At 57.1% G+C, this 24,474-nt stretch carries 18 protein-coding genes; 17 read left to right on the forward strand and 1 reads right to left on the reverse strand.

Features of this window, described 5'->3' with window-relative positions:
* Positions 1-101: 101 nt before the first annotated feature.
* From CKW23_RS00315 to flgE, 7 genes are all read left to right on the forward strand, one after another.
* A complete protein-coding gene (locus CKW23_RS00315) occupies positions 102-1,316 on the forward strand; it encodes an ABC transporter permease (protein WP_095066853.1) in 1,215 nt (404 codons plus the stop codon).
* Entirely contained in the window at positions 1,309-2,784 is a 1,476-nt protein-coding gene (locus CKW23_RS00320; RefSeq protein WP_095066854.1) for a TolC family protein, read from the forward strand. Before CKW23_RS00315 ends, CKW23_RS00320 begins: the two co-directional genes overlap by 8 nt.
* Entirely contained in the window at positions 2,777-4,060 is a 1,284-nt protein-coding gene (locus CKW23_RS00325; RefSeq protein WP_095066855.1) for an efflux RND transporter periplasmic adaptor subunit, read from the forward strand. Before CKW23_RS00320 ends, CKW23_RS00325 begins: the two co-directional genes overlap by 8 nt.
* Positions 4,061-4,264: 204 nt before the next feature.
* Positions 4,265-4,672, forward strand: coding sequence for a flagellar basal body rod protein FlgB (flgB, locus tag CKW23_RS00330; RefSeq protein WP_025260920.1), 408 nt, complete (start codon positions 4,265-4,267; stop codon positions 4,670-4,672).
* Between the two features lie 3 nt (positions 4,673-4,675).
* Positions 4,676-5,116, forward strand: coding sequence for a flagellar basal body rod protein FlgC (gene flgC / locus CKW23_RS00335; RefSeq protein ID WP_095066856.1), 441 nt, complete (start codon positions 4,676-4,678; stop codon positions 5,114-5,116).
* 15 nt (positions 5,117-5,131) lie between these two features.
* Complete coding sequence (locus CKW23_RS00340; RefSeq protein ID WP_095066857.1) at positions 5,132-5,812, forward strand: flagellar hook assembly protein FlgD; 681 nt, start codon at positions 5,132-5,134, stop codon at positions 5,810-5,812.
* A gap of 28 nt (positions 5,813-5,840) precedes the next feature.
* Positions 5,841-7,178, forward strand: coding sequence for a flagellar hook protein FlgE (gene flgE / locus CKW23_RS00345; protein ID WP_095066858.1), 1,338 nt, complete (start codon positions 5,841-5,843; stop codon positions 7,176-7,178).
* A 247-nt stretch (positions 7,179-7,425) separates the two neighbouring features.
* Here the strand turns inward: flgE and CKW23_RS00350 are convergent, their stop codons facing one another.
* Entirely contained in the window at positions 7,426-7,617 is a 192-nt protein-coding gene (locus CKW23_RS00350; RefSeq protein ID WP_095067004.1) for a hypothetical protein, read from the reverse strand.
* A gap of 280 nt (positions 7,618-7,897) precedes the next feature.
* Here CKW23_RS00350 and CKW23_RS00355 point away from each other — a divergent pair, with 280 nt between their 5' ends.
* The 10 genes from CKW23_RS00355 to CKW23_RS00400 all read left to right on the forward strand — a co-directional run bounded on the left by CKW23_RS00355 (position 7,898) and on the right by CKW23_RS00400 (position 24,221).
* Positions 7,898-8,638, forward strand: coding sequence for a flagellar basal body rod protein FlgF (locus CKW23_RS00355; protein WP_095066859.1), 741 nt, complete (start codon positions 7,898-7,900; stop codon positions 8,636-8,638).
* 46 nt (positions 8,639-8,684) lie between these two features.
* Positions 8,685-9,473, forward strand: coding sequence for a flagellar basal-body rod protein FlgG (flgG, locus tag CKW23_RS00360; protein ID WP_025260914.1), 789 nt, complete (start codon positions 8,685-8,687; stop codon positions 9,471-9,473).
* A 73-nt stretch (positions 9,474-9,546) separates the two neighbouring features.
* Entirely contained in the window at positions 9,547-10,260 is a 714-nt protein-coding gene (gene flgH / locus CKW23_RS00365; RefSeq protein WP_095067005.1) for a flagellar basal body L-ring protein FlgH, read from the forward strand.
* A 13-nt stretch (positions 10,261-10,273) separates the two neighbouring features.
* A complete protein-coding gene (locus tag CKW23_RS00370; protein ID WP_025260912.1) occupies positions 10,274-11,383 on the forward strand; it encodes a flagellar basal body P-ring protein FlgI in 1,110 nt (369 codons plus the stop codon).
* 10 nt (positions 11,384-11,393) lie between these two features.
* Positions 11,394-12,623, forward strand: coding sequence for a flagellar assembly peptidoglycan hydrolase FlgJ (gene flgJ / locus CKW23_RS00375; protein ID WP_095066860.1), 1,230 nt, complete (start codon positions 11,394-11,396; stop codon positions 12,621-12,623).
* Positions 12,624-12,633: 10 nt separating this feature from the next.
* The gene (gene flgK, locus CKW23_RS00380) at positions 12,634-14,697 is read left to right on the forward strand and encodes a flagellar hook-associated protein FlgK (protein ID WP_095066861.1); all 2,064 of its coding nucleotides are present in this window, start codon (positions 12,634-12,636) and stop codon (positions 14,695-14,697) included.
* A 13-nt stretch (positions 14,698-14,710) separates the two neighbouring features.
* Positions 14,711-16,303, forward strand: coding sequence for a flagellar hook-associated protein 3 (locus tag CKW23_RS00385; protein ID WP_025260909.1), 1,593 nt, complete (start codon positions 14,711-14,713; stop codon positions 16,301-16,303).
* 88 nt (positions 16,304-16,391) lie between these two features.
* On the forward strand, positions 16,392-19,970 hold the full coding sequence (locus CKW23_RS00390; RefSeq protein WP_025260908.1) for a glycosyltransferase: 3,579 nt from the start codon (positions 16,392-16,394) through the stop codon (positions 19,968-19,970).
* Between the two features lie 128 nt (positions 19,971-20,098).
* On the forward strand, positions 20,099-22,999 hold the full coding sequence (locus CKW23_RS00395) for a glycosyltransferase (RefSeq protein WP_025260907.1): 2,901 nt from the start codon (positions 20,099-20,101) through the stop codon (positions 22,997-22,999).
* 295 nt (positions 23,000-23,294) lie between these two features.
* Complete coding sequence (locus tag CKW23_RS00400; RefSeq protein WP_177434611.1) at positions 23,295-24,221, forward strand: ketoacyl-ACP synthase III; 927 nt, start codon at positions 23,295-23,297, stop codon at positions 24,219-24,221.
* Positions 24,222-24,474: the final 253 nt, after the last annotated feature.

Here is a 24,474-nt window from a genome sequence, read left to right on the forward strand (position 1 = left end):
CGTGGTGACTCACGATAACGCCATGGCCCGGCATATGCAGCGATGCCTGAATGTCAAAGACGGCTGCCTTGAAGAGTCTGTGTCGTCTGTCGGGATTGCACATGCCTGAGAATACGTCTGTACGTTACGGCCCATCGCTTGGGCAGATCTTCATGGAGCCCTTGAACAGCTTGCGTCTTTTGGGTCGCAGGTCGTTGCTTGCCTTGCTGGGGATCGCTGTGGGGTGTGCCTCTGTGGTCGCCTTGCTGAATATCGGTCAGAACGCAGCCAATGAGGCAATCAGTGCATTCAAGGGGCTCGGCAGCGATATGCTGGTCGTCAGCTTTGCGGCAATGCCAGGGGTCAAGATGCGTCCGGCTCCCGCTACGCTGGATAGCCAGGCTGTCATTGATGCAGTCCCCGGGATCCTTGATATCGCGCCCCTCATCGTGCTGTCGACCAGGGCTCGTTTTGATGGCCGGGCACACAATGCAAGTGTGGTGGGCACATCCAGTGATTTGTTGGCGGTCCTTGGGCTTCGGGTGACTCAAGGCCGATTTCTTTCCCGCCATGACGCTCGAAGTACTTATGCCGTGCTGGGGGCGCAAGTGGCCAGGGATCTGGGAATCCAGAATATTCAGGATGTAGCGGGCAAGCGTATACAGGTCGACAGTTACCTCTTTGAGGTGGTCGGGATACTGGCCGAGCACGGACAGAATCCGCTGATTCCTGTCGCTGTGGATCAGGCTATTGTCGTGCCGATCGAGGGCATGCGGCGTATCAGCTCAAAACCTGAAATCAGCAATATCGTCGCCAGGGGTAGAGGGAGTGAAACCCTTGAGAAGGATGGAAATGCCCTGACTGATTTTTTACGGCCATTAGCGCCGGGCCGAGATGTTCAGGTGCAGATTCCCCAGCAGTTGATTGACGGCATGGCTCAACAGTCCCGCACTTTTTCCTACCTGCTGGCAGGTCTTGGCGGTATTTCCCTGCTGGTCGGTGGCGTGGGGGTCATGAATGTGATGGTCATGAATGTGTCAGAGCGTCGCCGGGAAATCGGTGTTCGCATGGCGCTGGGTGCAAGGCCGCTGGATATCGGGCGGTTGTTTTTGCTGGAGGCTGCTGTGTTGTCCGTCGCTGGTGCATCGGTGGGTGCGTGTATCGGTTTGCTGGCGGCATGGCTATTTTCGGTGCTGTCGGGCTGGAGCTTTACGTTGTCTATTCCTTCTCTTCCTCTGGGTATTACCAGTTCGCTGCTTGTGGGGCTTTTCTTTGGTTTGAACCCGGCCCTCATGGCCGCCCGGCTTGAGCCGGTACAGGCGTTGCGCGATGACTGATCGTTATCGTTTCGCGGCAGTGCTCTGTCTGGTTTTTTATGCAGTACAGCCTTCACTTGCTGCGCCTCTGGCCCCTGATGCTCCAAGCATGCCGGGCAGGACTGTTTCCCTGAATGAGCAGACCATCGAGCTTACCTTGGCGGATGCCGTATTTTTGGGGCTGCGCGCAAACCGTTCCATCCGCAGTGCTTATCTGGAGCGCATTGCACAGAAGTTCGACTTGCGGGTTGCTCAGGATCGTTTTACACCCAAGCTGGTTCTTAGCAGTCGTTATCTGGCTAACCGCAGTCAGAGTGATAGCTATCGCCAGACCCAGGTCATCCCGCAAACCACGATGCTGAGCGAGTACGGTACCCAGCTCAGTCTGGCCTGGACTAACCAGCTGACGCTGGCCGACAGTACGGGTCGCAGTCGTAATGATGGTGCCACCCTGACGGTCATTCAGCCTTTGTTGCGCGGTGCCGGGAAAGAGATCGCCACCGCTCCCGTGCGTCTGGCTGTGCTTTCAGAAAAGGTCAATCGCCTGGCTCTGAAGTCGACGGTTTCGGACACCATTACCCAGATCATCACGGGGTATCGTGAGTTGTTGCGCGCTCAGGAGCAGGTTCGTATCGCGCGCGATGCCCTGGAGCGCTCACGTCAGTTGCTTGACGCGAACAGGGCCATGATTTCTGCGGGGCAGATGGCTGAGTTCGATATTGTTCAGACCGAGGCCGATGTCGCCAATCAGGAACTGGCCATAGAAGAGGCTTCCAACCAGCTCGATGCCAGCCGTCTTGAGTTGCTGCGTCTTCTGGCTCTGGATCTCGGGACGCGAGTGCGGGCGGCGGAAGTGCTCGATGCTCGGCGCATAGAGGTTGGCCTGACCCAGGCGCTTGCCACGGCGCAAGAGCGGCAGCCTGCTTATCTCACCCGGTTGATCGCCACCAAGCAGGCAGAAATCAACCTTGCTGTTGCCCGCAATGATCGACTGTGGGATGTGTCGTTGATCGGTGGGGCCACTCAGATTCGGGATCGCACTCAGAATGACTTCGGTCCGGGTACGACGCGCACCTGGGAAGGCTATGCCGGTATTCAGGTCGACATTCCGATTGGTGATTTAAGTCGTCGACAAGCCGAAGTGCGGGCAAGGGTCGATGTGGAGAATCAGGATCTGCTTCTGGCTGAGGCCAATCAGTCCCTGGCCCGTGATGTTGGCGACGGGGTGCGCGATCTGGGGACGCGCTGGCGGCAGTATGAAATTTCCCAGCGCGCTCGAGAGCTCTCGTTACGCAAGCTGAATATCGAGCGGGAAAAGTTACAGGCCGGTCGTTCCAGTAACTTCCAGGTCTTGAGTTTCGAGTCGGATCTGCGCAATGCGGAGAATGCTCGCCTTAATGCACTGATTGCCTACCTTAATGCCCAGACTGAACTGGATCAGAGGCTGGGTACGACCCTGGAGAGCTGGGAGATTGATCTCAATGACTAAGTATCTGGCGCGCTTACGCACCTTTCGCGTCGGTGGTCGGGCTGTTATTGCCGGGGTGGTTGCCGCAGGACTTTTTGCGGGCATTGTCTATGGCTATCAAGCGCGGCTTGAGCCGATATCTCCGGGTGTCAGCTGGATTCCTGTGCAGCCGCAATTGCTGGAAAACCAGTTGGGCCTGGTCGGGCGAATCGAAGCGTCCAGTCGATCAACCATGGCAGCTCCGTTTGAGGGTGTCGTGCAGGAGGTTGCCGTTGTCGAGGGGCAGCAGGTCGAGCGCGGCAAGCATTTGCTGACGCTGGACACGACACAACTGGATATTCAACTGCGTGAGGCACTTGCCGCCCAATTGAAGCTTCAGCGGTCAGTAAAGGATATGCAGAACTGGGCGCAGGGTGAAGAGATGGCGCGGGCGCGGCGTACCGTGACCACCGCGCAATATGGCTTGAGCGATACCGAGCGAAAACTGGCTGATACTCGCCGGTTGTTTGAACGCGGTATTGTGGCTCGCATGGATGTGGAAGCGCTTGAGCAGCAAGCCAGAATGCAGCAGCTTGATATGGTCGCCTCTCAATCGGAGTTGCGCACCGTGATGGAGAAGGGGAAAGGTGAAAACCGGCAGATAGCTGAAATGGAGCTGGCCAATGCCCAGTCGCGCTATCAGGCTTTGCAGGCGCTGCATGCCCGACGCGAGATCGTGGCACCGTTTGCCGGTATTGTGTTGCGTCCCCAAAGGCCTGAAGGCGGCACGTCGCCTTTGGTCCAGCAAGGAATGCGCATGGCTCAAGGTGTGCCGCTTTTTGAGCTGGCCAGTCTGGAACAGATCAGGGCGGTGGCTCGTGTCGAAGAGGCGGATCTGCATCAATTGTCCGAGGGTATGCCGGTGCAGGTCACGGGCGAAGGTTTTGATGGTATTACCCTTGAGGGGGCCATTTCTTCCATTGCAGCCCAGGGTGTGGCCTCCGATATGTTTGGTGGCGGTACGACTTACGAGGTTGTGATCAATATCGCGCCCTTGACCGCGGCTCAGCAATCGAAGGTGCGTCTTGGCATGAGTGCGCGTCTGGCTATCGTGACTTACCGCGCTGAAAACGGTTTTGTGCTTCCGGCTGAGGCCTTGCACCAGGACGCTGAAGGTAGAACTTTCGTGGTTTATCGAAAAGACATGGCCGATGTATCACAACAGGTCATGGTCAGTGTCGGTCGTGCGATGCCTCAGGGTGTTGAGGTTTCGGGGCTCAAGCCCGGTTATGTCGAGCTGGCTGCCTCGGCGCAGTGATAGCTTGCCTCCAGCGGTCATGGCAAAAAAACGGCACATCCCTTGCCGCTTTACCCTCTCATAGCGGAAATGCCTTGCCGCTTTTCTGGCATTGCCGCCCTGGCAGTCGCTACAAGCCCCGTAAACATTGGCTTTATGGATTTGGCACGCTGATTGCTTTCTCAGTGATACGAGAATCAGGTCAACCGGCAAAGGTTTCCCGAAATGAGCATCAGCTTCGATAAAGCATTAGGCATACACGAAAAGGCCCTCAACTTCCGGGCTCAGCGTGCAGAGGTGTTGGCCAACAACATTTCCAACGCCGATACCCCGAATTTCAAGGCCCGTGATCTGGACTTTTCCTCGGTGCTGGCCGCCGAAAACGAGAAGGCTCAGAACGGTCGTTTTGCGCTGAACATGACCAATAACCGTCATATCGAAGCTGAAGGCATGGGCAATGGCGACGGTACGTTGATGTACCGCACCCCGTCTCAGCCTTCGCTGGACCAGAACACCGTCGATTCGCAAGTCGAGCAGGCCAGCTACACCGATAACGCCATGGGTTTCCAGGCCAGCTTCACCCTGCTCAACAGCAAGTTCAAAGGGCTGATTTCAGCCCTGCGCGGAGAATAATCCATGTCACTAGCCAATGTGTTCAACATTGCCGGTAGCGCCATGAGTGCCCAGACCACGCGTCTGAACACCACGGCCAGTAACATCGCTAACGCCGAGACTGTTTCATCGAGCATGGATCAGACTTACCGCGCCCGTCACCCGGTATTTGCGACCGTGTTGCAGGGTCAGCAGTCCAACGGTGGCTCGCTGTTTCAGGATCAGGGCGATGCCGGTCAGGGCGTTCAGGTCAGCGGCATCATTGAAGACAGTTCCAACCTTGAGGCGCGTTTCGAGCCTAATCATCCTGCCGCTGACAAGAACGGGTATGTCTATTACCCCAACGTCAATGTCGTGGAAGAAATGGCCGACATGATTTCCGCCAGCCGTTCGTTCCAGACGAACGCCGAAATCATGAACACCGCAAAATCCATGATGCAGAAGGTTCTGACCCTCGGTCAGTGATAAAGGGCGAAATTTATGGCCGTTGAAAACGATCTGTCGACGAATTTTATAAGCTCGCTGCAGAACCCCAAAGCCAGTGCCAGCAGTTCGGGCGAAGCGCTGGGCAAGGATGCGTTCCTGCAACTGCTCGTCACCCAGATGAAAAACCAGAACCCGCTGGATCCGCAGGACAACACGCAATTCGTTGCGCAGTTGGCGCAGTTCAGCAGTCTGGAAAGCATGCAGAACCTGACTTCGACCGTTGACTCGATTGCGACCAGCTACAAGTCTTCGCAAGCGTTGCAGGCTTCTTCGCTGGTGGGGCGTTCGGTGATTGTCGAGACCGGGACTGCTCAGGTGGATACCACCAAGGGCTTGTCCGGTTCGGTTGTCGTTCCGTCTTCGACCTCGGCGACGACGGTCAAGGTCTACGATGCCAGCAACAATCTGGTGGATACCATCGACCTGGGCTCCAAGAGCGCAGGCAATGCAAGTTTCACCTGGGATGGCCTCAACAGCGAAGGCGCTGCCATGCCTTCGGGGACTTACAGCTTTATTGCAAGTGGCACTATCAACGGCACAAACAATGGTCTCTCGACTTACCTTCCAGCAACAGTCAATAGCGTTACTACGGCTGTGAGTGGCGGGGAAATGACGCTAAACCTGGCTGGCGGCAATTCGATCGCTTTGTCCAAAGTGCAATCAATCGGAATATAGAGCCGACTAGACGGCGTAGGAGTGGTACATGTCATTCAATATCGGCCTTAGTGGGCTCTATGCAGCAAACAAAAGTCTCGACGTTACCGGCAACAACATTGCCAACGTTGCGACCACTGGTTTCAAACAGTCGCGTATCGAATTCGCTGACCAGTATGCTCAGTCGATTCGTGGTACTTCCGGCGGTACCAGCATTGGTAGCGGTGTGACCACGGCTGCGGTTTCCCAGCAGTTTGCCCAGGGTGGCCTGACCACCGGGACTGGCAACAGTCTGGACCTGGCAATCAACGGTAATGGCTTCTTCATGCTCAGCAACAGCGGCGAGACGCTCTATACCCGTGCCGGTGCATTCCGTACCGACAAGGATGGCTTTGTCGTCAATAGCTCGGGCATGAACCTTCAGGGTTACAACGTTGATGCGAACGGTAATGTTGCCGTGGGCGTCTCGGGTAACCTGCGAGTTGACAGTTCAAACCAGGCGGCGAATCCGACCAGTATCATCACCAACGTGGCCAACCTCAATTCGACGTCGACAGTTCCGACGATCACGCCGTTCGATGCGACGAATACCAATAGCTATAACTTCACCTATAGCACCAAGGTCTTCGACTCTCAGGGTAACGAGCACTCTCTGGAAACGTATCTGGCTAAAACGGGCACCAATACCTGGGCTATGTATTCGCTGATCGACGGTCGCAGTATCAGCAATCCGGCCAGTACCACGGCTGACCGTAACAACCTGACTTTCGATACCTCCGGCAACATGGTCATCAATACTTCGGCGACCCCGTCGGTCCCGTCGGCCAGTACCAACGTGGCAGTCAATGCCGACGGTACTTTTCAGGTCAACAACTGGGTTCCTGCCATGCAGACCGGTACTGGCACCTCTGTGACCTGGGTTGCCAACGGTGCTGTCGGTGTCACTTCGGGCATCAGGCTGGACATGACCCAGGCTACCCAGACTGCTTCCGTGTCGGGTCCTATCACTCAGACCCAGAATGGTTATGCTGCCGGTCAGATCAAGGATATGAGCGTGGATGCCAGTGGCAACCTGTTCGCTTCCTACACCAACGGTCAGTCGAAGGTAATTGGCCAGGTTTCTCTGACGACATTCGCCAACGTGCAGGGTCTTTCTCCAGCGGGTGGCACCAACTGGCGCGAAACCTTCGCTTCCGGTCTGCCGGTGACCGGTGTTCCGCAGTCGGGAACCCTGGGCTACATCACGGGCCAGGCGCTGGAAGATTCCAACGTTGATCTGACGCTGGAGCTGGTCAACCTGATCAAGGCGCAAAGCAACTATCAGGCGAATGCGAAAACCATTTCGACTGAAAGCACCATCATGCAGACCACTATTCAGATGACCTGATAACCGGCTTTGATGAAGTGTTGAAGAAAGCCCCTTTGCCAAGGGGCTTTCTTGTTTCTGGAAGCTTGAAAGCCGCTGTGATGAAGTAATGCCTATCAGTTAAGGCATAAGCAAAACGTGTGGAAGGCAGCTTGCTGGCGAAAAGGCCTGAAAACCGGCAGATATTCTGCGTCTGTACGCTGAAGTTGCCAGCAAACTAAGTGATTCATTGACCTTAACTGATCGGTATGGCTGTGGTGAAGTCTGCTCAGGCCGAGCAATCCGATTTGATGAACCAGCCATTCAGTCGTTTCCATCCCGGTCCCGGACTGGTCTGGGCGCAGACAATCCTGCTGTCACCCTGCCATTTGTAATAGCGGGCGGGAGCGGCCTGGGCGAAGAGGGCGCTGGTCATCAGCAGTGTTGCGATGAGGGCGAGAAGTTGCGCTCGGAAGTGCATGCCGATTCTCGTTGTGTGGAGTTTCGGCAAGGTTATCACCCTCATCAGGCGGATCGCTCAGGGTAAGCGAAGTTTTTTTGGCGGTGTGCCATGCCGGTTTGCGCGGTGGCGGCAATCTACCGCCGCTCTTGCAGGATGGGGTTTTACCTGTTGCCCTTCATGCTCCGGTTTTTACAGGAGAATCAGGCCTTTGTATCCATTCTGAAAAGTTGGTTCAAAAATTGCTTTCTCCCATTCAGAACAGCTACAGGCGGCAAGCGTCTGTCGGAGGAGGAAGACTGTGGACAAGTTGCTTTATGTCGCAATGAGCGGGGCGTCTGAAAACGCCCAGGCGCAAAAGGTGCATGCCAACAACCTGGCTAACGTATCGACCAATGGCTTCATGCGCGACCTGCAACAGGCCCGTTCGATGCCGGTATTTGGTGAGGTCATGCCTTCGCGTGCCTATGCGATGGGTGAGCGTCCGGGTACTGACTTCTCCGGTGGCGCACTGATCCAGACCGGTCGCGAGCTGGACGTTGCCGTCAAGGGTGATGGCTGGATTGCGGTCCAGACTGCTGATGGTGGTGAGGCCTATACCCGCAGTGCCGGCATGAATATCGATGCCCTGGGTGTGTTGCGCAACGGCAGCGGTTTGCCGGTCATGGGCAACGGTGGGCCGATTGCCGTGCCGCCTGAGCAACAGATCGAGATCGGTGCCGACGGCACGATCAGTATTCGCTCCATGGGTGAAAGCCCGCAGGTGATGGCGCAGGTTGACCGAATCAAACTGGTCAATCCTGATATGAGCACCATGGAGAAAGGCCCGGACGGCCTGATTCATACCAAGAGCGGTCAGGCTGCGCCAATGGATGCCAATGTGCGTGTCGAGTCCGGTTTTCTGCAGGCGAGCAACGTCAATGCTGTGGAGGAAATGACCTCGGTGCTGGCCCTGGCCCGGCAGTTTGAATTGCACGTCAAGATGATGAAAACAGCTGAAGAAGATGACCAGGCGATGGCTCGCGTCTTGCAACTTGGCTAACCATTGACAGCTTGCGCCGACAAACCGGCGCTTGAGGAGAATACGAATGCTTCCTGCACTATACGTTGCGAAAACCGGCCTCGCTGCTCAGGACACCAACCTGACCACCATCTCCAACAACCTGGCGAACGTTTCGACCACAGGTTTCAAGAGTGATCGTGCCGAATTCCAGGACTTGCTCTATCAGATCAAGCGCCAGCCGGGTGCTCAGTCGACTCAGGACAGCGAACTGCCGTCCGGTCTGCAACTGGGTACAGGTGTGCGCATCGTCGGTACGCAAAAGAACTTCACCGCCGGTAGCCTGCAGACCACAGAGAACCCTCTGGACCTGGCCGTCAATGGTCGTGGTTTCTTCCAGATTTCGCAGCCTGACGGCACCATTGCCTACACCCGCGACGGTACTTTCCACCTGGACTCCACTGGCCAGATCGTGACGGCCAATGGTTATGCCCTTGAGCCTGCGATTGTCGTTCCTCAGAACGCCCAGACATTCACTGTCGGTCAGGACGGTACTGTTTCGATCACCGTAGCGGGCGCCACTGCCACGCCGCAGGTCATCGGCAATATCCAGACCGCCGAGTTCATCAACCCGGCCGGCCTGCAGGCCATTGGCGGCAACCTGTACCTGGAAACCGGTTCCAGCGGCGCTCCTCAAGTGGGTACTCCTGGCTTGAACGGCTTGGGTACCACCCTGCAGAACACCCTGGAAAACTCCAACGTGAGCACGGTTGAAGAGCTGGTCAACATGATCACCACCCAGCGTGCCTACGAGATGAACTCCAAAGTGATCTCGACTGCCGACCAGATGTTGCAGAACCTGACTCAGAATCTGTAAGACCCTGATGTATCTGCTCAAAACCGACATGGCGTCTGATGGGCGCCTGCTACACCGCGAGGTTTCAAGTGTCATGAAACGCCTTAGTGTTCTGCGTTTTTCAGTGTTGATCGCACCCTTGAGTGCGATTGTCTTGCTGTCAGGCTGTGTGGCGCCTTCTGCCAAGCCGAATGACCCTTATTACGCGCCGGTGTTGCCGCGTACGCCCATGTCTGCCGCTGCAAACAATGGTGCGATCTATCAGGCCGGTTTCGAGCAGAACCTGTATGGCGACCGCAAAGCCTTTCGTGTGGGTGACATCATCACCATCACGCTTTCCGAGCGAATGGCTTCCAGCAAGGCTGCAAGCTCTGCCATTACCAAGGACAGCACTGCCAACCTGGGTCTGACTTCGTTGTTCGGTTCCGGGTTGACGACCAATAACCCGATCGGTAGTAACGACCTGAGTCTCAATGCCGGCTACACGGGCGCACGTTCTACCGCAGGTCAGGGGCAGGCCGCCCAGAGCAACAGCCTGACCGGTTCGGTGACGGTGACGGTGGCTGATGTCATGCCCAACGGCATTCTGGCGGTGCGTGGCGAAAAGTGGCTGACCCTCAATACCGGTGATGAGCTGGTCCGTATTGCCGGTCTGATTCGTGCCGACGACATTGCCACCGATAACACTGTGTCGTCCACGCGAGTGGCTGATGCGCGTATCACGTATTCAGGTACTGGTGCATTTGCCGACTCCAACCAGCCAGGCTGGTTCGACCGGTTCTTCCTCAGCCCGTTGTTCCCTTTCTGATAGCGGGATAGACATGATCAAGTTCAAGCAACTGATTGCGGCAACCCTGCTGCTGTCCACTGCCTTCGGTGTTCAGGCCGAGCGCCTGAAGGACATCGCCAGTATCTCGGGCGTACGGGCCAACCAATTGATCGGTTATGGCCTGGTCGTCGGCCTCAATGGCACGGGTGACCAGACCACTCAGACGCCGTTCACCCTGCAGACCTTCAACAACATGCTGTCGCAGTTCGGTATCAAGGTGCCGAGCGGTTCTGGCACCGTGCAGTTGAAAAACGTTGCTGCGGTAGCGGTCTATGCGGACCTGCCACCCTTCGCCAAGCCAGGTCAGGTGGTGGATATCAGTGTGTCGTCCATCGGTAACTCCAAAAGCCTGCGCGGCGGCAGCCTGTTGATGACTCCGCTCAAAGGTGTCGATGGCAACGTCTACGCCATTGCCCAGGGCAATCTGGTGGTCGGTGGTTTCGATGCTGAAGGTCGTGACGGCTCGAAGATTACCGTCAACGTTCCGTCGTCCGGTCGTATTCCGGGCGGTGCTTCGGTCGAACGTGCCGTGCCGAGCGGTTTCAATCAGGGCAACAGCCTGACACTTAACCTCAACCGCTCCGACTTCACCACGGCTAAACGCATCGTGGACAAGATCAACGACATGCTTGGCCCTGGCGTTGCCCAGGCGCTGGACGGTGGTTCGGTGCGTGTGACTGCGCCTCTGGATCCGGGTCAGCGTGTGGATTACCTGTCGATTCTGGAAAACCTGGAGATCGATCCGGGTCAGACTGCCGCCAAGGTCATCATCAACTCGCGGACCGGCACTATCGTGATCGGTCAGAACGTCAAGGTGTCGCCAGCCGCCGTGACTCACGGCAGTCTGACCGTGACCATCACTGAAGATCCGATCGTCAGCCAGCCGGGCGCGCTTTCCAACGGGCAGACGGCTGTGGTGCCGCGCTCAAGGCTCAACGCCCAGCAGGAAATGCACCCGATGTTCAAGTTCGGCCCGGGTACCACGCTGGATGAAATCGTTCGTGCGGTCAACCAGGTGGGCGCTGCCCCAGGCGACTTGATGGCCATTCTTGAAGCATTGAAGCAGGCCGGCGCGTTGCAAGCCGACCTGATCGTGATCTGAGGAATCGAGCATGGATATGCCCAAGAGCGGAATTTCCACGACGGTCGATTCGGGTGCCTATACCGATGTCAATCGTCTGGCCGCTTTGAAGAATGGCGACAAGGACAGCCCGGAAAACCTGAAGAAGGTGGCCCGGGAGTTCGAGTCGCTGTTCGTCAGCCAGATGCTCAAGGCCATGCGTTCGGCCAACGAAGTGCTGGCCAAGGACAATCCGCTGAATACTGCGGCAACACGGCAGTATCAGGACATGTATGACCAGCAGTTGGCCGTTACCCTGTCGACCCGTGCCAATGGTATTGGGCTGCAGGATGTGCTGATGCGCCAGCTGTCCAAGGACAAGGGCGTCAATCACGCGGCTGCGGCGAGTAGTATTCAGGCTGCTGCGACGGATTCCTCCAAGGCGGGATTGGCCGCCAGCGTCTATCAGCGTCCGTTGTGGGCGACTCGCTCGGCAGCGGCAGACAACAAGGCGGGGGCTGCTGGCTCTGTCGAAGGGCGTAATGACATGGCGCTGCTCAATTCGCGTCGCCTGGCATTGCCGACCAAGCTTACCGATCGTCTGCTGTTGGGGATTGTGCCCTCGACAGCAACCGCCAGCACCAATGCCAATAGCCCGATGGCTGCGCAGCGTGCGACACCGACCGGTAGCAATGGTGACTGGACGCTGGATCCCAATCTTGCCGAGCCGCAATACGTTCGCACCATGGCCCAGCCGCCGTTGGCGCCGGCCAAGCGTGCTTTCGGCAACTCCGACCAGTTTGTGGCGACAATGTTGCCTCTGGCCAAGGAGGCGGCAGCGCGCATTGGCGTCGATCCCGTCATGCTGGTGGCCCAGGCTGCGCTGGAAACCGGCTGGGGTAAATCCATCATGCGTCAGCAGGATGGCAGTAGCAGCCACAACCTGTTTGGCATCAAGGCAACCGGTAGCTGGCAAGGGGCGCAGGCCCGTGCGATCACCAGCGAGTTCCGTGACGGCAAGATGGTCAAGGAGACGGCGGACTTCCGTTCCTACGATTCCTACGCCGACAGCTTCCATGACTTGGTCAGCCTGTTGCAGAACAACAATCGGTATAAAGAAGTCGTCAACTCCGCCGATAACTCTGAACAGTATGTAAAAGAATTGCAGAAGGCCGGTTACGCCACGGACCCGGCCTACGCAAGCAAGATTTCGCAGATTGCGAAACAGATGAAGAGTTACCAGAACTACGCCGCTGCAACGGGCTCTTCCACGACTTTATAAGGTTTGAATCATGTCGCTGATTTCAATTGGGCTCTCGGGTATTACTGCCAGCAGTGCCGCGATCAATACCATCGGTAACAACACGGCCAACGTGGACACTGCCGGGTATTCGCGTCAGCAGGTAATGACCACGGCTTCGGCGCAGATCAACATCGGCCTGGGAGTCGGCTACATCGGTACCGGCACCACGCTGTCCGATGTGCGTCGTATCTACAACAGCTATCTTGATGCCCAATTGCAAACCAGTACGGCACTCAGCGCCGACGCTGTGGCTTACTCCGGTCAGGCGAGCAAGACCGATACCTTGCTGTCGGACAACACCACCGGTGTTGCGGCACAGATGTCGAAGTTCTTTACCGACCTGCAATCGGTTGCCTCCAATGCGACCCAGTCGGCCGAGCGTTCGACTTTCCTGACCCAGGCCAGCGCGTTGAGCGCACGGTTCAACTCGATTGCTGCGCAGTTGTCGTCGCAGAACGATAACGTCAACGCACAACTGACTACATTGACCGCTCAGGTCAACGAGCTGACGAGCACGATTGCCAGCCTGAACAAGCAGATCACTGCAGCCTCTGCCGGCAATACCACACCCAATACCTTGCTTGATACGCGCAACGAAACCGTGCGCAAGCTCAACGAGCTGATCGGTGTGAAAGTGCTTGAAAGCAGTAATGGCAACTATGATGTCATGACGGGTACCGGACAGTCTCTGGTGAGCGGTTCCATGGCTGCGACTCTCTCGGCTGGCCCAAGCAAGACCGACCCTCTCCAGTACAACCTGCAGATCAAGATCGGCCAGACCACCACCGATGTGACCTCGGTAGTGACAGGCGGCTCCATCGGTGGTCTGTTGCGTTATCGCTCGGAAGTGTTGACGCCTGCATCTAACGAGTTGGGTCGTGTGGCGCTGGTTCTGGCCGATCAGGTCAACAGCCAGATGAGCCAGGGTATCGACAGCAAGGGCAATTTCGGTTCGAGCCTGTTCACCAACATCAACAGCGCCGATCTGATCACCCAGCGCAGCATCGGCAAGGTGGGTAACAGTGCGGGTTCGGGCAACCTGGATGTCACGATCAAGGACACCAGCAAACTGACGGCTGACGATTACGAAGTCACCTTCAGCGATGCCAACAACTTCACGGTGCGTCGCCTGCCCAATGGCGAAAGCGTCGGTACCGGTTCGTTGACGGATAACCCGCCGACCCAGTTCGAGGGCTTCACTGTCAGCCTCAACGGCAACACGCTGGCCGCGGGTGACTCCTTCAAAGTCAGCCCGACGCGCAACGGTGCTTCGGGTATCGCCGTTGCCCTGACCGACGCCAAGGACATTGCCGCAGCCGCGCCCCTGACCGCCAAGGCGGGTGTCAGCAACTCCGGCACCGGTGGCTTTACTCAGCCGGTTCTCAACACCAAGGCCGACATCTACGATTCGACCCAGACCGCCGACCTGCGCAACGCGCTGCAGAGCACCACGCCCATGAAGCTGGTGATGGGGGCGGTCAGCAGCACTGGCGTGCAAAGCTACACGCTGGTGGATTCCACCGGTGCAGCCGTGCTCGACCAGAATGGCAATGCCGTGGGCGGTTCGATCGTTCAAGGGCAGAGCAACACCATCAAGCTCAGCGTGGGCTACGCCGATACCCGTACCACGCCAAGCACCCAGACCGCATTCGAGATCGAGATGACCCTCTCGGGTTCGCCGATCGTCAATGACACTTTCAGCATCGATCTGACCGGTGCCGGTTCTTCCGACAACCGTAACGCCCTGGCCGGTGTGGCTTTGCAGACCGCCAAGAGCGTTGACGTGACCGGTGGCAGTGTCGGCACCAGCCTGTCTGGCGCTTATGGTGACCTGGTCGCCAAGATCGGTACTCGCGCCAGTCAGGGCAAGAGCGATGTGACGGCTACCGATGCCGTTCTGGCCCAGGCCAAGTCGGCGCGTGATTCGGTATCGGGCGTGTCGCTGGACGAAGAAGCGGCCAACCTGATCAAGTATCAGCAGTACTACACCGCCTCTTCGCAGATCATCAAGGCGGCACAAACCATTTTCAGCACGCTGATCAACAGTCTTTAAGGAGTCGTGAACCATGCGTATCTCAACTGCCCAGTTCTACGAAGCCACGACTTCAAACTATCAGCGCAATTATTCAAACATGATCAAGACTGGCGACGAAGTCTCCAGCGGGATCAAGCTCAATACCGCCAGTGATGACCCGGTGGGTGCCGCTCGCGTCCTGCAACTGGCGCAGCAGAACTCCATGCTGACTCAGTACTCATCGAACATCGGTACGATCAATACCAACACCACCAACTCCGAAACCGCGCTGACCAGCATCATCGATGCCATGCAGACTGCCCAGGAGTTGATCGTCAAGGCGGGTAACGGTTCGTATACCGACAAGGACCGTATCTCCACGGCAGATGAACTCAAGCAGTTGCAAAGCCAGATCCTGGGCCTGATGAACAGCCAGGACTCCAACGGTCAGTACATGTTCTCGGGCTCGAAATCCTCGATTCCTCCGTACTCGCAGAATGCCGACGGCACCTACAGCTACAACGGTGACCAGACCCACGTGAACCTCGCGGTGGGTGACGGTCTGGTGCTGGCAAGCAACACCACCGGTTTCGAGGCATTCGAGCAGGCAATCAACACCTCTCGTACTTCGGCGACATTGACCTCGCCGGCGGTTGAAGATGGCAAGGTATCGCTGACCGGTGGCCTGGTGAAGTCCAGCAACGCCTATAACAACAACTATCAGGCAGGCGAGCCTTACACGCTGACCTTCCTGAGCAGCACCCAGTTCAAGATCACGGATGGTTCGGGCAATGATGTGACCGCCGATGCTTCGACGGCGGGTAATTTCACCCACGACAGCTTCAATGATCAGTCCTTTACCTTCCGTGGCGTCGAGCTGACCATGAACGTCAACCTGACGGCGGCGGAAAGGGCAACGACTGCGGCTGCGGACGCGGTCCTGACCAACCGTACCTATCAGTTGGCTTCGACGCCGGACAGCGTCACCACCTCCCGTAGCCCAGGCAACCCTTCGACTGCGAACATCAGCAGTTCGGTCGTAGGGACCAGCGCTGCGGACCTGACCGCGTTCAACAATACATTCCCTACCACGGGCGCGATTCTCAGGTTTACCAGTGCCACGAATTACGAACTGTATGCCTCGCCCATCACCAGCAGCAGTACGCCGGTGTCCACAGGCACACTGAGCGGGACAACTGCCAATGCTGCGGGCGTCAACTTCACCATCAGCGGCACGCCGGCCAGTGGCGACCAGTTCGTGGTGCAGTCTTCCACCCATCAGACCGAAAACGTGCTGAACACTCTGTCGGCAGCGATCAAGGCATTGACCACACCTGCCGATGGCGATCTGGTTGCTTCGCAGAAGCTCGATGCGGCATTGTCCTCGGCGCTGGGTAACATCATCAGCAGCAGAGAGCAGGCTTCCACTGCGCGTTCGGCGGGTGGTGCGCGTCAGGTCGCTGCCACTGCGCAAGGCGTGACCAACGACTTGCTCAAGGGCAACAATGAGGTTGAGCAGGGTACGTTCGTCAACTCCGACATGGTTGAAGCCACCACCCGACTGACGTTGCAGAAGACCATGCTGGACGCATCCCAGGCAGTTTTTGTCCAACTGTCCAAGTTGAACCTGTTCAGCCAGATCTGATTCCTGGCATTGAGCATCCGCCGTCTTTTTTCAGCGGTGAGGGAAGCCATTCGACTGGCTGGTTTCCCGCCGCTCATGAGTTTGCACTGTGAATCCAGCTCCCCTTGTCAGTATCGTCATCCCCGCCCTCAATCCACGGTTCTTCCGCGAAGCGCTGCAAAGTGCTCTGGCCCAGAGCTATGAGCATCTTGAGATCATCGTTTGCGACGACTGTCAGACCGGTGAAATCAAAGAGATCTTCGACGAGCTGGTGCCCTCACCGGATGGCATTGCACGCTACGTAGGCAATCCTTATCGCCTGGGTTTTCAGGGCAATATGCTCAAGTGCCTTGATGAGTCGAAGGGTGAGTACATCAAGTTCCTGTGTGATGACGATCGCCTGTATCGGTATTGCATCGCCCGCCAGGCTCAGGCACTGAATATGTGTCCTGATGTCCAGTTGGTCGTCGGCAAGCGACATCTGGTCGATGTCGATGACTATGTGCTGCCGACCCGCATGGAGAACGTTGGTCTTGTTCCCTACGATGCCCTGTTCAAGGGTGAGGACATGCTGGCGATTTTCGAGCGTACCTCACGCAATACGCTGGGTTGTTTCAGCAGCGCCATGATGCGCAGAGCCGATGTTCTGGAGTATTTGCCATCATTGGCGCAACCGGGGCAGGGCTTTGTTGCACTGCTCGACTTCGCATTGTTCAACTGCCTGTTGCGACGCGGCAACCTGATTGCGCTGAACAGTATTGAAAGTCTCGAACGCTTGCATCCAGCCCGCCTCAGCAGCCAGCCGGACATGTACCACATTGCAACTGCGGAATGGGGTTGGCTGAACGAGATGCTCAAGGCGCGTAGCGGCGAGCAGGCACCGGCCAAGGGCTGGGTCCGCTTCATGGCCTTGCACAAGGCACTGGAGTCGCCAAGGGAGTGGGATGAGGTTGACATGAACGGGATCATGGCCAGCAGGCAAGGCATCATGCGCAGCCGGGTTGGCAGTGACAGTGAAAGCTACGCCGAACTCTATGCCCAGTGGTTGTCATGCCGTCTCTTCACCGAGCCTCAGAAAAAGCTTCTGGAGCAGCGTATCGCGCACTGGGCCTGGAACCCACGCATTGTGCCGGTGGTGATCGATGCGCAGAATGATCCCGATGCACTGGAAATGACCCTCAAAAGCATTGCCGATCAGGATTACCCGGCCGAGTCCGTTGTGGTCTTGACCCATGCGGCCAGCCTCGAGGATCAGCAGGTATTGCGTTTTCCGCTGCAGGCCGACTGGTCGCAGCAATTGAACGATGTATTGCCGCTGCTGGAGCACGCCGACTGGGTCTACCTGCTGCGTGCCGGTGACCGTCTGACCCAGCCTGCACTGCTGATTCTGGCCGAGCGTGTCGCCCAGATTTCCGGTCTGTTGTGTGTCTACAGTGATGAAGGCGCAATCGTTGATGACGAGTCGCAGGAGCCGGTGTTCAAGCCTGACTTCAACCTTGATCTGATGCGGGGCTACCCCTATGTGGGTCGGGCATTGGCGTTCGAGCGCCGCAACCTGCTGACAATGGGCGGTTTTGACCCGGCCCATGGCGAGTTGGCGCCCCATGATGTGGTCTGGCGTCTGGTGGAAAGTGCCGGCCCGCAAACCATCGAACACATTGCTGAAATCCAGGTCGAGTCCAGCCTGTCGTTTGCTCAATGGCTCTCACTGCCTGAAGTGATCGAGCGTAGCGAGCCTCTGGTGTCGACTCATCTGCAGCGTATCGGCCTGGAGCATGTTATCCATCATGACCAGTTGCCGCTGCTCAACCGTATCGAGTATCTGCATGCGTCCAGTCCTCTGGTCTCGATCATCATCAGTACCCGTGATCAATTGGCTGATCTGGAGCGCTGCCTCGACAGCTTGCTTAGCAAAACTCGATATCCCCATTACGAAGTATTGATTGTCGACAAGGCCAGCGAGAGTGCCGAGGCCCGGGCCTGGTTTGCTGCCATGGGTGAGCTGGGCAGCGAGAAACTGCGGATTTTCGTTTCTCCCGATGCCGATAACGAAGCGGCCACACAGAACTTTGCGGCTTCCCATGCCCGCGGCCAGTATCTGGTTACCCTCAGCCCTCACGCGCTGATTCATCAGGCCGAGTGGCTTGATGAGTTGCTTAATCATGCCCAGCGTCCGGAGGTCGGTATTGTCGGCTCGCGGATCCTCAATCCGCAGGGCAATATTCTGTACGCTGGAATGGTGCTGGGAATGGAAGGGCTGGCAGGCAAGCCGTTCGTCAATTCTCCGGCAGGCGCGAGTGGCTACATGCAGCGGCTACAGTTGACGCAAAACTGGAGCGCTGTCAGTGGTAACTGTCTGATGGTGCGCAAAGAGGTATTTGAAAGTGTTGGCGGGATGGACTCGGCCTCGTTCTCCTTGGGGCTGCATGATCTGGACCTGTGCATGCGCGTCGGCGGCGAGGGTTATCTGATTGTCGGAACGTCATGTTCCTCTGTGGTACTGGCCGAGCCTGCCGCTGCTAAGCGTTCGGAGTCTTCTCGCGAGAAGCTTGATAACGAGCAGAAGTCCTTTTACCTGAAATGGCTGCCGAAAATGGCCAGGGATCCGGCCTATAACCCGAACATGAGCCTTGGCGAGGTCTCCTCGTTCAATCTGGAGCCCGGGTTGCAGTCTGGCTGGAACCCGTTCTGCACGCGACATCTGCCTTCCATTCTGGGCATGGCTGTCAATTCGTCGGCCGTGGGGCATTATCGGGTCAGCCAGCCTTTGCTCGAACTGGTGTCTGCCGGGCGGGTACTCGGGAGAATGACCTACGAGTCGCCTTCGATCATCGAAATCGAGCGTCAGTCCCCGGATGTCATCGTCTTCCAGGGGCGTTACACCGAGGCCAAGGTGCCGGATATTGCCCTGGTGAAGAATTACTCCAGTGCGATGCGTATTTTCGAGCTGGATGACTACATTGCTGATGTTCCGGAGAAGAACGAGCATCGCCGCAATATGCCGGATAACATTGAGACCATGTTGCGCCGGGGTATCGGGCTCTGTGACCGGGTCGTGGTGTCGACCCATCCACTGGCCCAGGCCTTGTCCGGCATGCACAGCGATATTCGCGTGGTGCCCAACATGCTGGCACCCCATTTGTGGAGCAATCTCAGGAGTTTGCGTCGCAGCTCCGGCAAGCCGCGGGTCGGCTGGGGCGGCGGAACCAGTCACCGGGGTGATCTGGAGCTGATTGTCGATGTGATACGCGAGCTGGCCGATGAAGTCGAATGGGTCTTCTTCGGCATGTGTCCCGATTTGCTCAGGCCTTACATCCATGAATTCCATTCGGCTGTAAGCCTGAGCACATACCCGGCAAAACTGGCGAGCCTGAACCTGGATCTGGCACTGGCGCCGCTGGAGTTCCATATCTTCAACGACTGCAAGAGCAACCTGCGTCTGCTGGAGTACGGGGCTTGCGGCTACCCGGTGATCTGCTCGGATACCGAGGCCTATCGCGGGCATCTGCCAGCCACTCGGGTCCACACCAACAGCTCCGAAGAGTGGTTGCAGGCGATCCGCATGCACCTGTCCGACCCCAATGCCAGCTATCGCATGGGTGACGAGCTGCGGGAAACCGTACTGCGCGATTTCATGCTGCGCGGCGAAAACCTGCAGTACTGGGCCAACGGCTGGTTGCCGGATTGATCCGCACAAAATGAATATTCTCCAGCGCAGGACTTGTGCTGGAGATGCTATGTTTTTGCTCTTGCTTCAACAGCGGGCCGAGCAGTCCCCTCTGTTGAGAGAGTCATCGGTTCGCTATGGGAAAGACTATGCAAAGCAATTTCGGGAATGAAGCTATGCCGTTGAATCAGCGTCTGACATTGGTATTGCTGGCTCAGGATCAGCCGGATTTCCTGCGCCGAGCCTTGAAGTACTACAGCGACTATCCCTGCGCCCTTGTGGTTGTGGATGCATCACGGGCGCCCGATACCGAAATCGCCAGGACCCCGGGTCTTGAGTACTGGCACGATGCGGCACTCGCCCAGGCCGGTTTGAGTGCCCGGATTGCCGAAGGCATCAAGCGTGTCGCCACGCCTTTTGTTACGTACCTGGATGCCAGCAGTTTCCTGTTGCCGGGCGCACTGACCGACGCCTTGCGTTTTCTTGAAGAGAATGAACAGTACGGTGCGAGCCAGGGCTACAGCCTGAGCTATCAGGCCCACGTCGGTCAGGTGGATTATTTGCGTCGCGACCGCAAGGTCGTCGAGGATCACTCATCGGATCAGGCGAGCGAGCGTCTTGTCGGTTTCCTGGGGCAGGGTATTTCCCTGCTCAACGCCGTTACCCGAACCGAACTGGCTCGGCAGTGGTTCGCTGCGGTTCCTGAAAATACCGCCCTGCATTGGCAGGAAATCGGCTACATGGCTTACCTGGCAGCGGCTGCCAAACTGCGCATTCTGCCCGTTCCCTATGGGCTGCACTTCATTGAAAGTGAAGAGGTACTGTCGAGTCATAATGCTGCAATCAATTCTGCGCTTACGCATATCGATCCCAAGGCCAGGGCCGGGCGTGAAGAGTTTGCTCGGACGCTGGTGTCTGCCCTGGGCTCGGCTGCTGTTGCGGGTGAAGAGGGTGAAAAGCTGATCATGGCCGGGTTCGAGGCCATGGGCGAGTCCCTGGGCACTCAGAGCTTTCAAGGCAAGGAAAAGATTGTCAGTGCGGTCTGGAGCGTTGCTTTCGAGCACTCCGAGCCACGTTTCGAGCCTCGACAGTTCGTTGAAATGCCGTTTTACAACCAGCCCTTCTTCGACGAGCTTGCCCGTATCGAATTTCTGATCCATATCCTGCCAGCTGGTTGCCAGCAACTGGACGGTCTGGAGGCCGCGCTGCTCAAGCAGAACGAATTGCTACGCCCACAAACCAACCCTGATGCCGAAACGCTGGTCAGCCGGCTCTGGCAGGCTTATGGCACCTATGCCTTCAACCATGGCGTGGTACAGCAACTGGCTCAGGAACTGAGCAAGTCTGCAGACGATGAGGAGGAGGCCGAGCGGATCGTGGCCTGGGGCAAGCGCCTGCAGGCTGTTTCCGGCAATGACAACGGCAAGCTGCTCGACGGCATGGCGTCTGGTCGCCTGCTCAAGTGGCTGGATGCGCGCAGCCCGAGCCCTGTAGAGCTGAAGAAGCTCAATGCCCGACTGGAGAAAAAGCCGGCGGGTTCGCAGATCGGCATTTTGCTGCTTGATCTTGACGCCGATATTTTCAAATTGCAGGCCACTTTCGATAGCTTGATCAATGGTCATTATCGAGCGTTCAAGGTCATTGTTTTCACCACGGGTGAACTGCCGGCGACCACCACCTTGCAAAATACCCTGCATTTCGTGAAAGTCACCGAGAGCAACTACGTCGACAAGATCAATCAGGTCGTCAAACAGTCCTCCAGTGACTGGTTGATGCTGGCTCGCGCCGGTGAAGCGTTCACCCAAAGCGGTTTGCTCCAGGCCAGCATCGAGTTGATCGACGCATCCCAATGCCGGGCGGTGGCGGTAGATGAAATCCATCGTCAGCCTAACGGTACGCTGGCACCTCTGTTCCGTCCGGGCTTCAACCTGGATCTGCTGCAAAGCCTGCCTGCGCTGATGGCGCCTCACTGGCTGATCCGCCGTGACTTGCTGGTCGAGTCGGGTGGTTATTCCCGTGAGTTCCCGAAAGCGCTGGAGTTCGATCTGCTGCTGCGCCTGATCGAGCAGGGTGGTATGAGCGGGTTGGCGCACTTGAGTGAACCGGTTCTGATCTGTGACGCGCCCGAGCTTGTGGAGAATGAAGACGAGAAAAAGGTGCTGACTCGCCATATTGGCAAGCGCGGCTATCAGGCTGAAGTCAGTTCGATACTGCCGGGCACCTACAAGATCGACTACCGCCACACTCATCGGCCGATGGTGTCGATCCTGCTGCAAAGCCAGGATAACCTGCCGGAGCTGCAACGCTGCCTGCAAAGCATTCTGCAGCGCACCCGTTATCAGCGTTTTGAAGTGCTGATTGCCGATAACAACAGCCGTTCGCCTGAGCTGTCGACCTGGCTCGATCAGCAAGAGAAGTTGTCCAACCGGGTTCGTGTGTTCAGGTCTGACCAGCGTTTGAGCCCGGCGGTCTTGAATAACCTCGTCAGCCAGGAAGCCAAGGGTGAGTACCTGATTCTGCTGGATGCCCAGAGCCAGATCGTCAACGTTGGCTGGATCGAGTCGCTGCTCAACCAGGCCCAGCGTCCGGAAGTCGGTATCGTTGGCGTCAGGCTGGTGGATCGCGAAGGTACCGTGACGCAGGCGGGCCTGATTCTGGGCCTCAATGGCGGTGTCGGTTCAGGTTTCGTGGGTGAGTCGAAGAAATCCAGAGGCTACATGCACCGCTTGGTGGTCGAGCAGAATTACTCGGCCGTATCCTCGGCTTGCCTGATGATCGAGAAGTCGTTGTTTGACTCGGTAGGCGGTTTGGATGAAGGTGATTTTGCCGAGGCCCTGGCCGATGTCGATTTGTGCCTCAAGGCTTCCCAGGCCGGTTATCTGACGGTCTGGACGCCCCATGTCCAGGTCGTGCATTCCGGCGTGGTGAATGCTCCTGACGAGGCGCTGGCGGCCCTGATCGACAAATGGTCGGCACAGTTCGCACAGGATGAGGCTTACAGTCGCAATCTTGACCTCAATGGCCCGGGCTTCACGCTGGCTGCGCGTTAATCCTGCCTGATCAGGTGATCCGTCTGTAACGCAGGCGGATCACACTTCCCTGGCAAGGTCAGGGAAGACGCTTTTTTGTGTTTTTCCATGCTCCACAAATCGTAAAGCACGCATCTCGGAGTGACCTGCGGGTCATAAAGTGCATCTCCACTGTATCGTGTTACAGGGAGCGACGTGCGTTCGACTTGCGTAAGCATGCACCGCCCCCTGAAAATGCCCGCAAATTGCCTCTATTCGGTAGCGCCCTGATTTCTTTGGGACGAATATTTACCTGTTTACTAATCGGGAAGCCATGATGATTGGCATAAAAAGCATAGCGAGTTACGTGCCCACAGATGGCGTGGATAACTACGCTCAAGGTGCCAGATTCGGCAAGGATGAAGAGTTCATCTTTGGGAAAATCGGCTCCACCTTTCTCCCACGCAAGGATGACGTTCAGGAAACGTCGGATCTGTGCGTGGAAGCGGTCAATAAACTGCTGGCCAACAATCCTCAGCTGACGCGCGAAAGCATCGATGTGCTCATCGTTGTCACGCAGAACGGTGACGAAGAAGGGCTTCCGCATACCGCTGCCATCGTGCAGGACAAGCTGGGCCTGCCGACCAGTGTCGCTGCGTTCGATATCTCCCTGGGTTGCTCCGGTTATGTCTACGGCATCTATGCGATCAAGGGCTTCATGGAAGCTGCGGGCCTGAAGAATGGCCTGCTGGTGACTGCCGACCCTTACTCGAAGATCGTCGACCCTGAAGATCGCAACACCACCATGCTGTTTGGTGATGCCGCCACTGCGACCTGGATGGGCGAAGATGCTCCGTGGCAGTTGGGCAAGGCCAAGTTCGGTACTGACGGTTCCGGTGCGCCGCACCTGAAGGTCAGCAACGGCGTGTTCTTCATGAATGGCCGTCAGGTCTTCAACTTCGCATTGCTTAAAGTGCCTGCGCACCTGCATGAGCTGCTTGGGGATTCCGGCCTGCAGCCTGACGATATCGATGCCTTCTGTATTCATCAGGGAAGTGCAGCCATCGTTGATGCCGTGGCGCGTCGTTTTGAAGACAAGCCCGAGAAGTTTCTCAAGGACATGGTCGAAACCGGCAATACGGTGTCTTCGAGCATTCCGCTGCTGATTGAAAAACATGTGCTCGACTCTTCCTGGAAGCGCGTTGCACTGAGTGGTTTTGGTGTCGGACTGTCCTGGGGATCGGCGATCATCTACAGGGCCTGATCCCGGCCTGTTCAAAAAAGCGCTTGCGGGGCATCCCTCAAGCGCTTTTTTCATGAGAAAGAGCGGTTGCGTAATAGCAGCAGTTTTGAGTTTCTGCTTTTTCCATCCTTGCAAGTTCCTTTATGCAAAGCCGTTTACGGGTGTTATTTCCTCGTGAGTAGGGCGCCAAGCCCTTGTTTTGTAAGGGCTGGCAGATTGCTGGCAAAAATTTTCAAAAAAATGCTCAAGCAACCTGCCACCGCGACGATAACTA

Source organism: Pseudomonas sp. Irchel 3A18 (genome assembly GCF_900187465.1).
Taxonomy (GTDB): domain Bacteria; phylum Pseudomonadota; class Gammaproteobacteria; order Pseudomonadales; family Pseudomonadaceae; genus Aquipseudomonas; species Aquipseudomonas cichorii.

Excerpts from the sequence above, each read along its gene's own strand:
- flgB (WP_025260920.1), top strand. The coding sequence starts at position 4,265 with ATGAGCATCAGCTTCGATAAAGCATTAGGCATACACGAAAAGGCCCTC.
- CKW23_RS00320 (WP_095066854.1), top strand. The coding sequence starts at position 1,309 with ATGACTGATCGTTATCGTTTCGCGGCAGTGCTCTGTCTGGTTTTTTAT.
- flgH (WP_095067005.1), top strand. The coding sequence starts at position 9,547 with ATGAAACGCCTTAGTGTTCTGCGTTTTTCAGTGTTGATCGCACCCTTG.
- CKW23_RS00400 (WP_177434611.1), top strand. The coding sequence starts at position 23,295 with ATGATTGGCATAAAAAGCATAGCGAGTTACGTGCCCACAGATGGCGTG.
- flgG (WP_025260914.1), top strand. The coding sequence starts at position 8,685 with ATGCTTCCTGCACTATACGTTGCGAAAACCGGCCTCGCTGCTCAGGAC.
- CKW23_RS00325 (WP_095066855.1), top strand. The coding sequence starts at position 2,777 with ATGACTAAGTATCTGGCGCGCTTACGCACCTTTCGCGTCGGTGGTCGG.
- CKW23_RS00385 (WP_025260909.1), top strand. The coding sequence starts at position 14,711 with ATGCGTATCTCAACTGCCCAGTTCTACGAAGCCACGACTTCAAACTAT.
- CKW23_RS00340 (WP_095066857.1), top strand. The coding sequence starts at position 5,132 with ATGGCCGTTGAAAACGATCTGTCGACGAATTTTATAAGCTCGCTGCAG.
- CKW23_RS00315 (WP_095066853.1), top strand. The coding sequence starts at position 102 with ATGCCTGAGAATACGTCTGTACGTTACGGCCCATCGCTTGGGCAGATC.
- CKW23_RS00370 (WP_025260912.1), top strand. The coding sequence starts at position 10,274 with ATGATCAAGTTCAAGCAACTGATTGCGGCAACCCTGCTGCTGTCCACT.
- flgC (WP_095066856.1), top strand. The coding sequence starts at position 4,676 with ATGTCACTAGCCAATGTGTTCAACATTGCCGGTAGCGCCATGAGTGCC.
- CKW23_RS00350 (WP_095067004.1), bottom strand. The coding sequence starts at position 7,617 with ATGCACTTCCGAGCGCAACTTCTCGCCCTCATCGCAACACTGCTGATG.
- flgK (WP_095066861.1), top strand. The coding sequence starts at position 12,634 with ATGTCGCTGATTTCAATTGGGCTCTCGGGTATTACTGCCAGCAGTGCC.
- CKW23_RS00395 (WP_025260907.1), top strand. The coding sequence starts at position 20,099 with ATGCAAAGCAATTTCGGGAATGAAGCTATGCCGTTGAATCAGCGTCTG.
- flgJ (WP_095066860.1), top strand. The coding sequence starts at position 11,394 with ATGGATATGCCCAAGAGCGGAATTTCCACGACGGTCGATTCGGGTGCC.
- flgE (WP_095066858.1), top strand. The coding sequence starts at position 5,841 with ATGTCATTCAATATCGGCCTTAGTGGGCTCTATGCAGCAAACAAAAGT.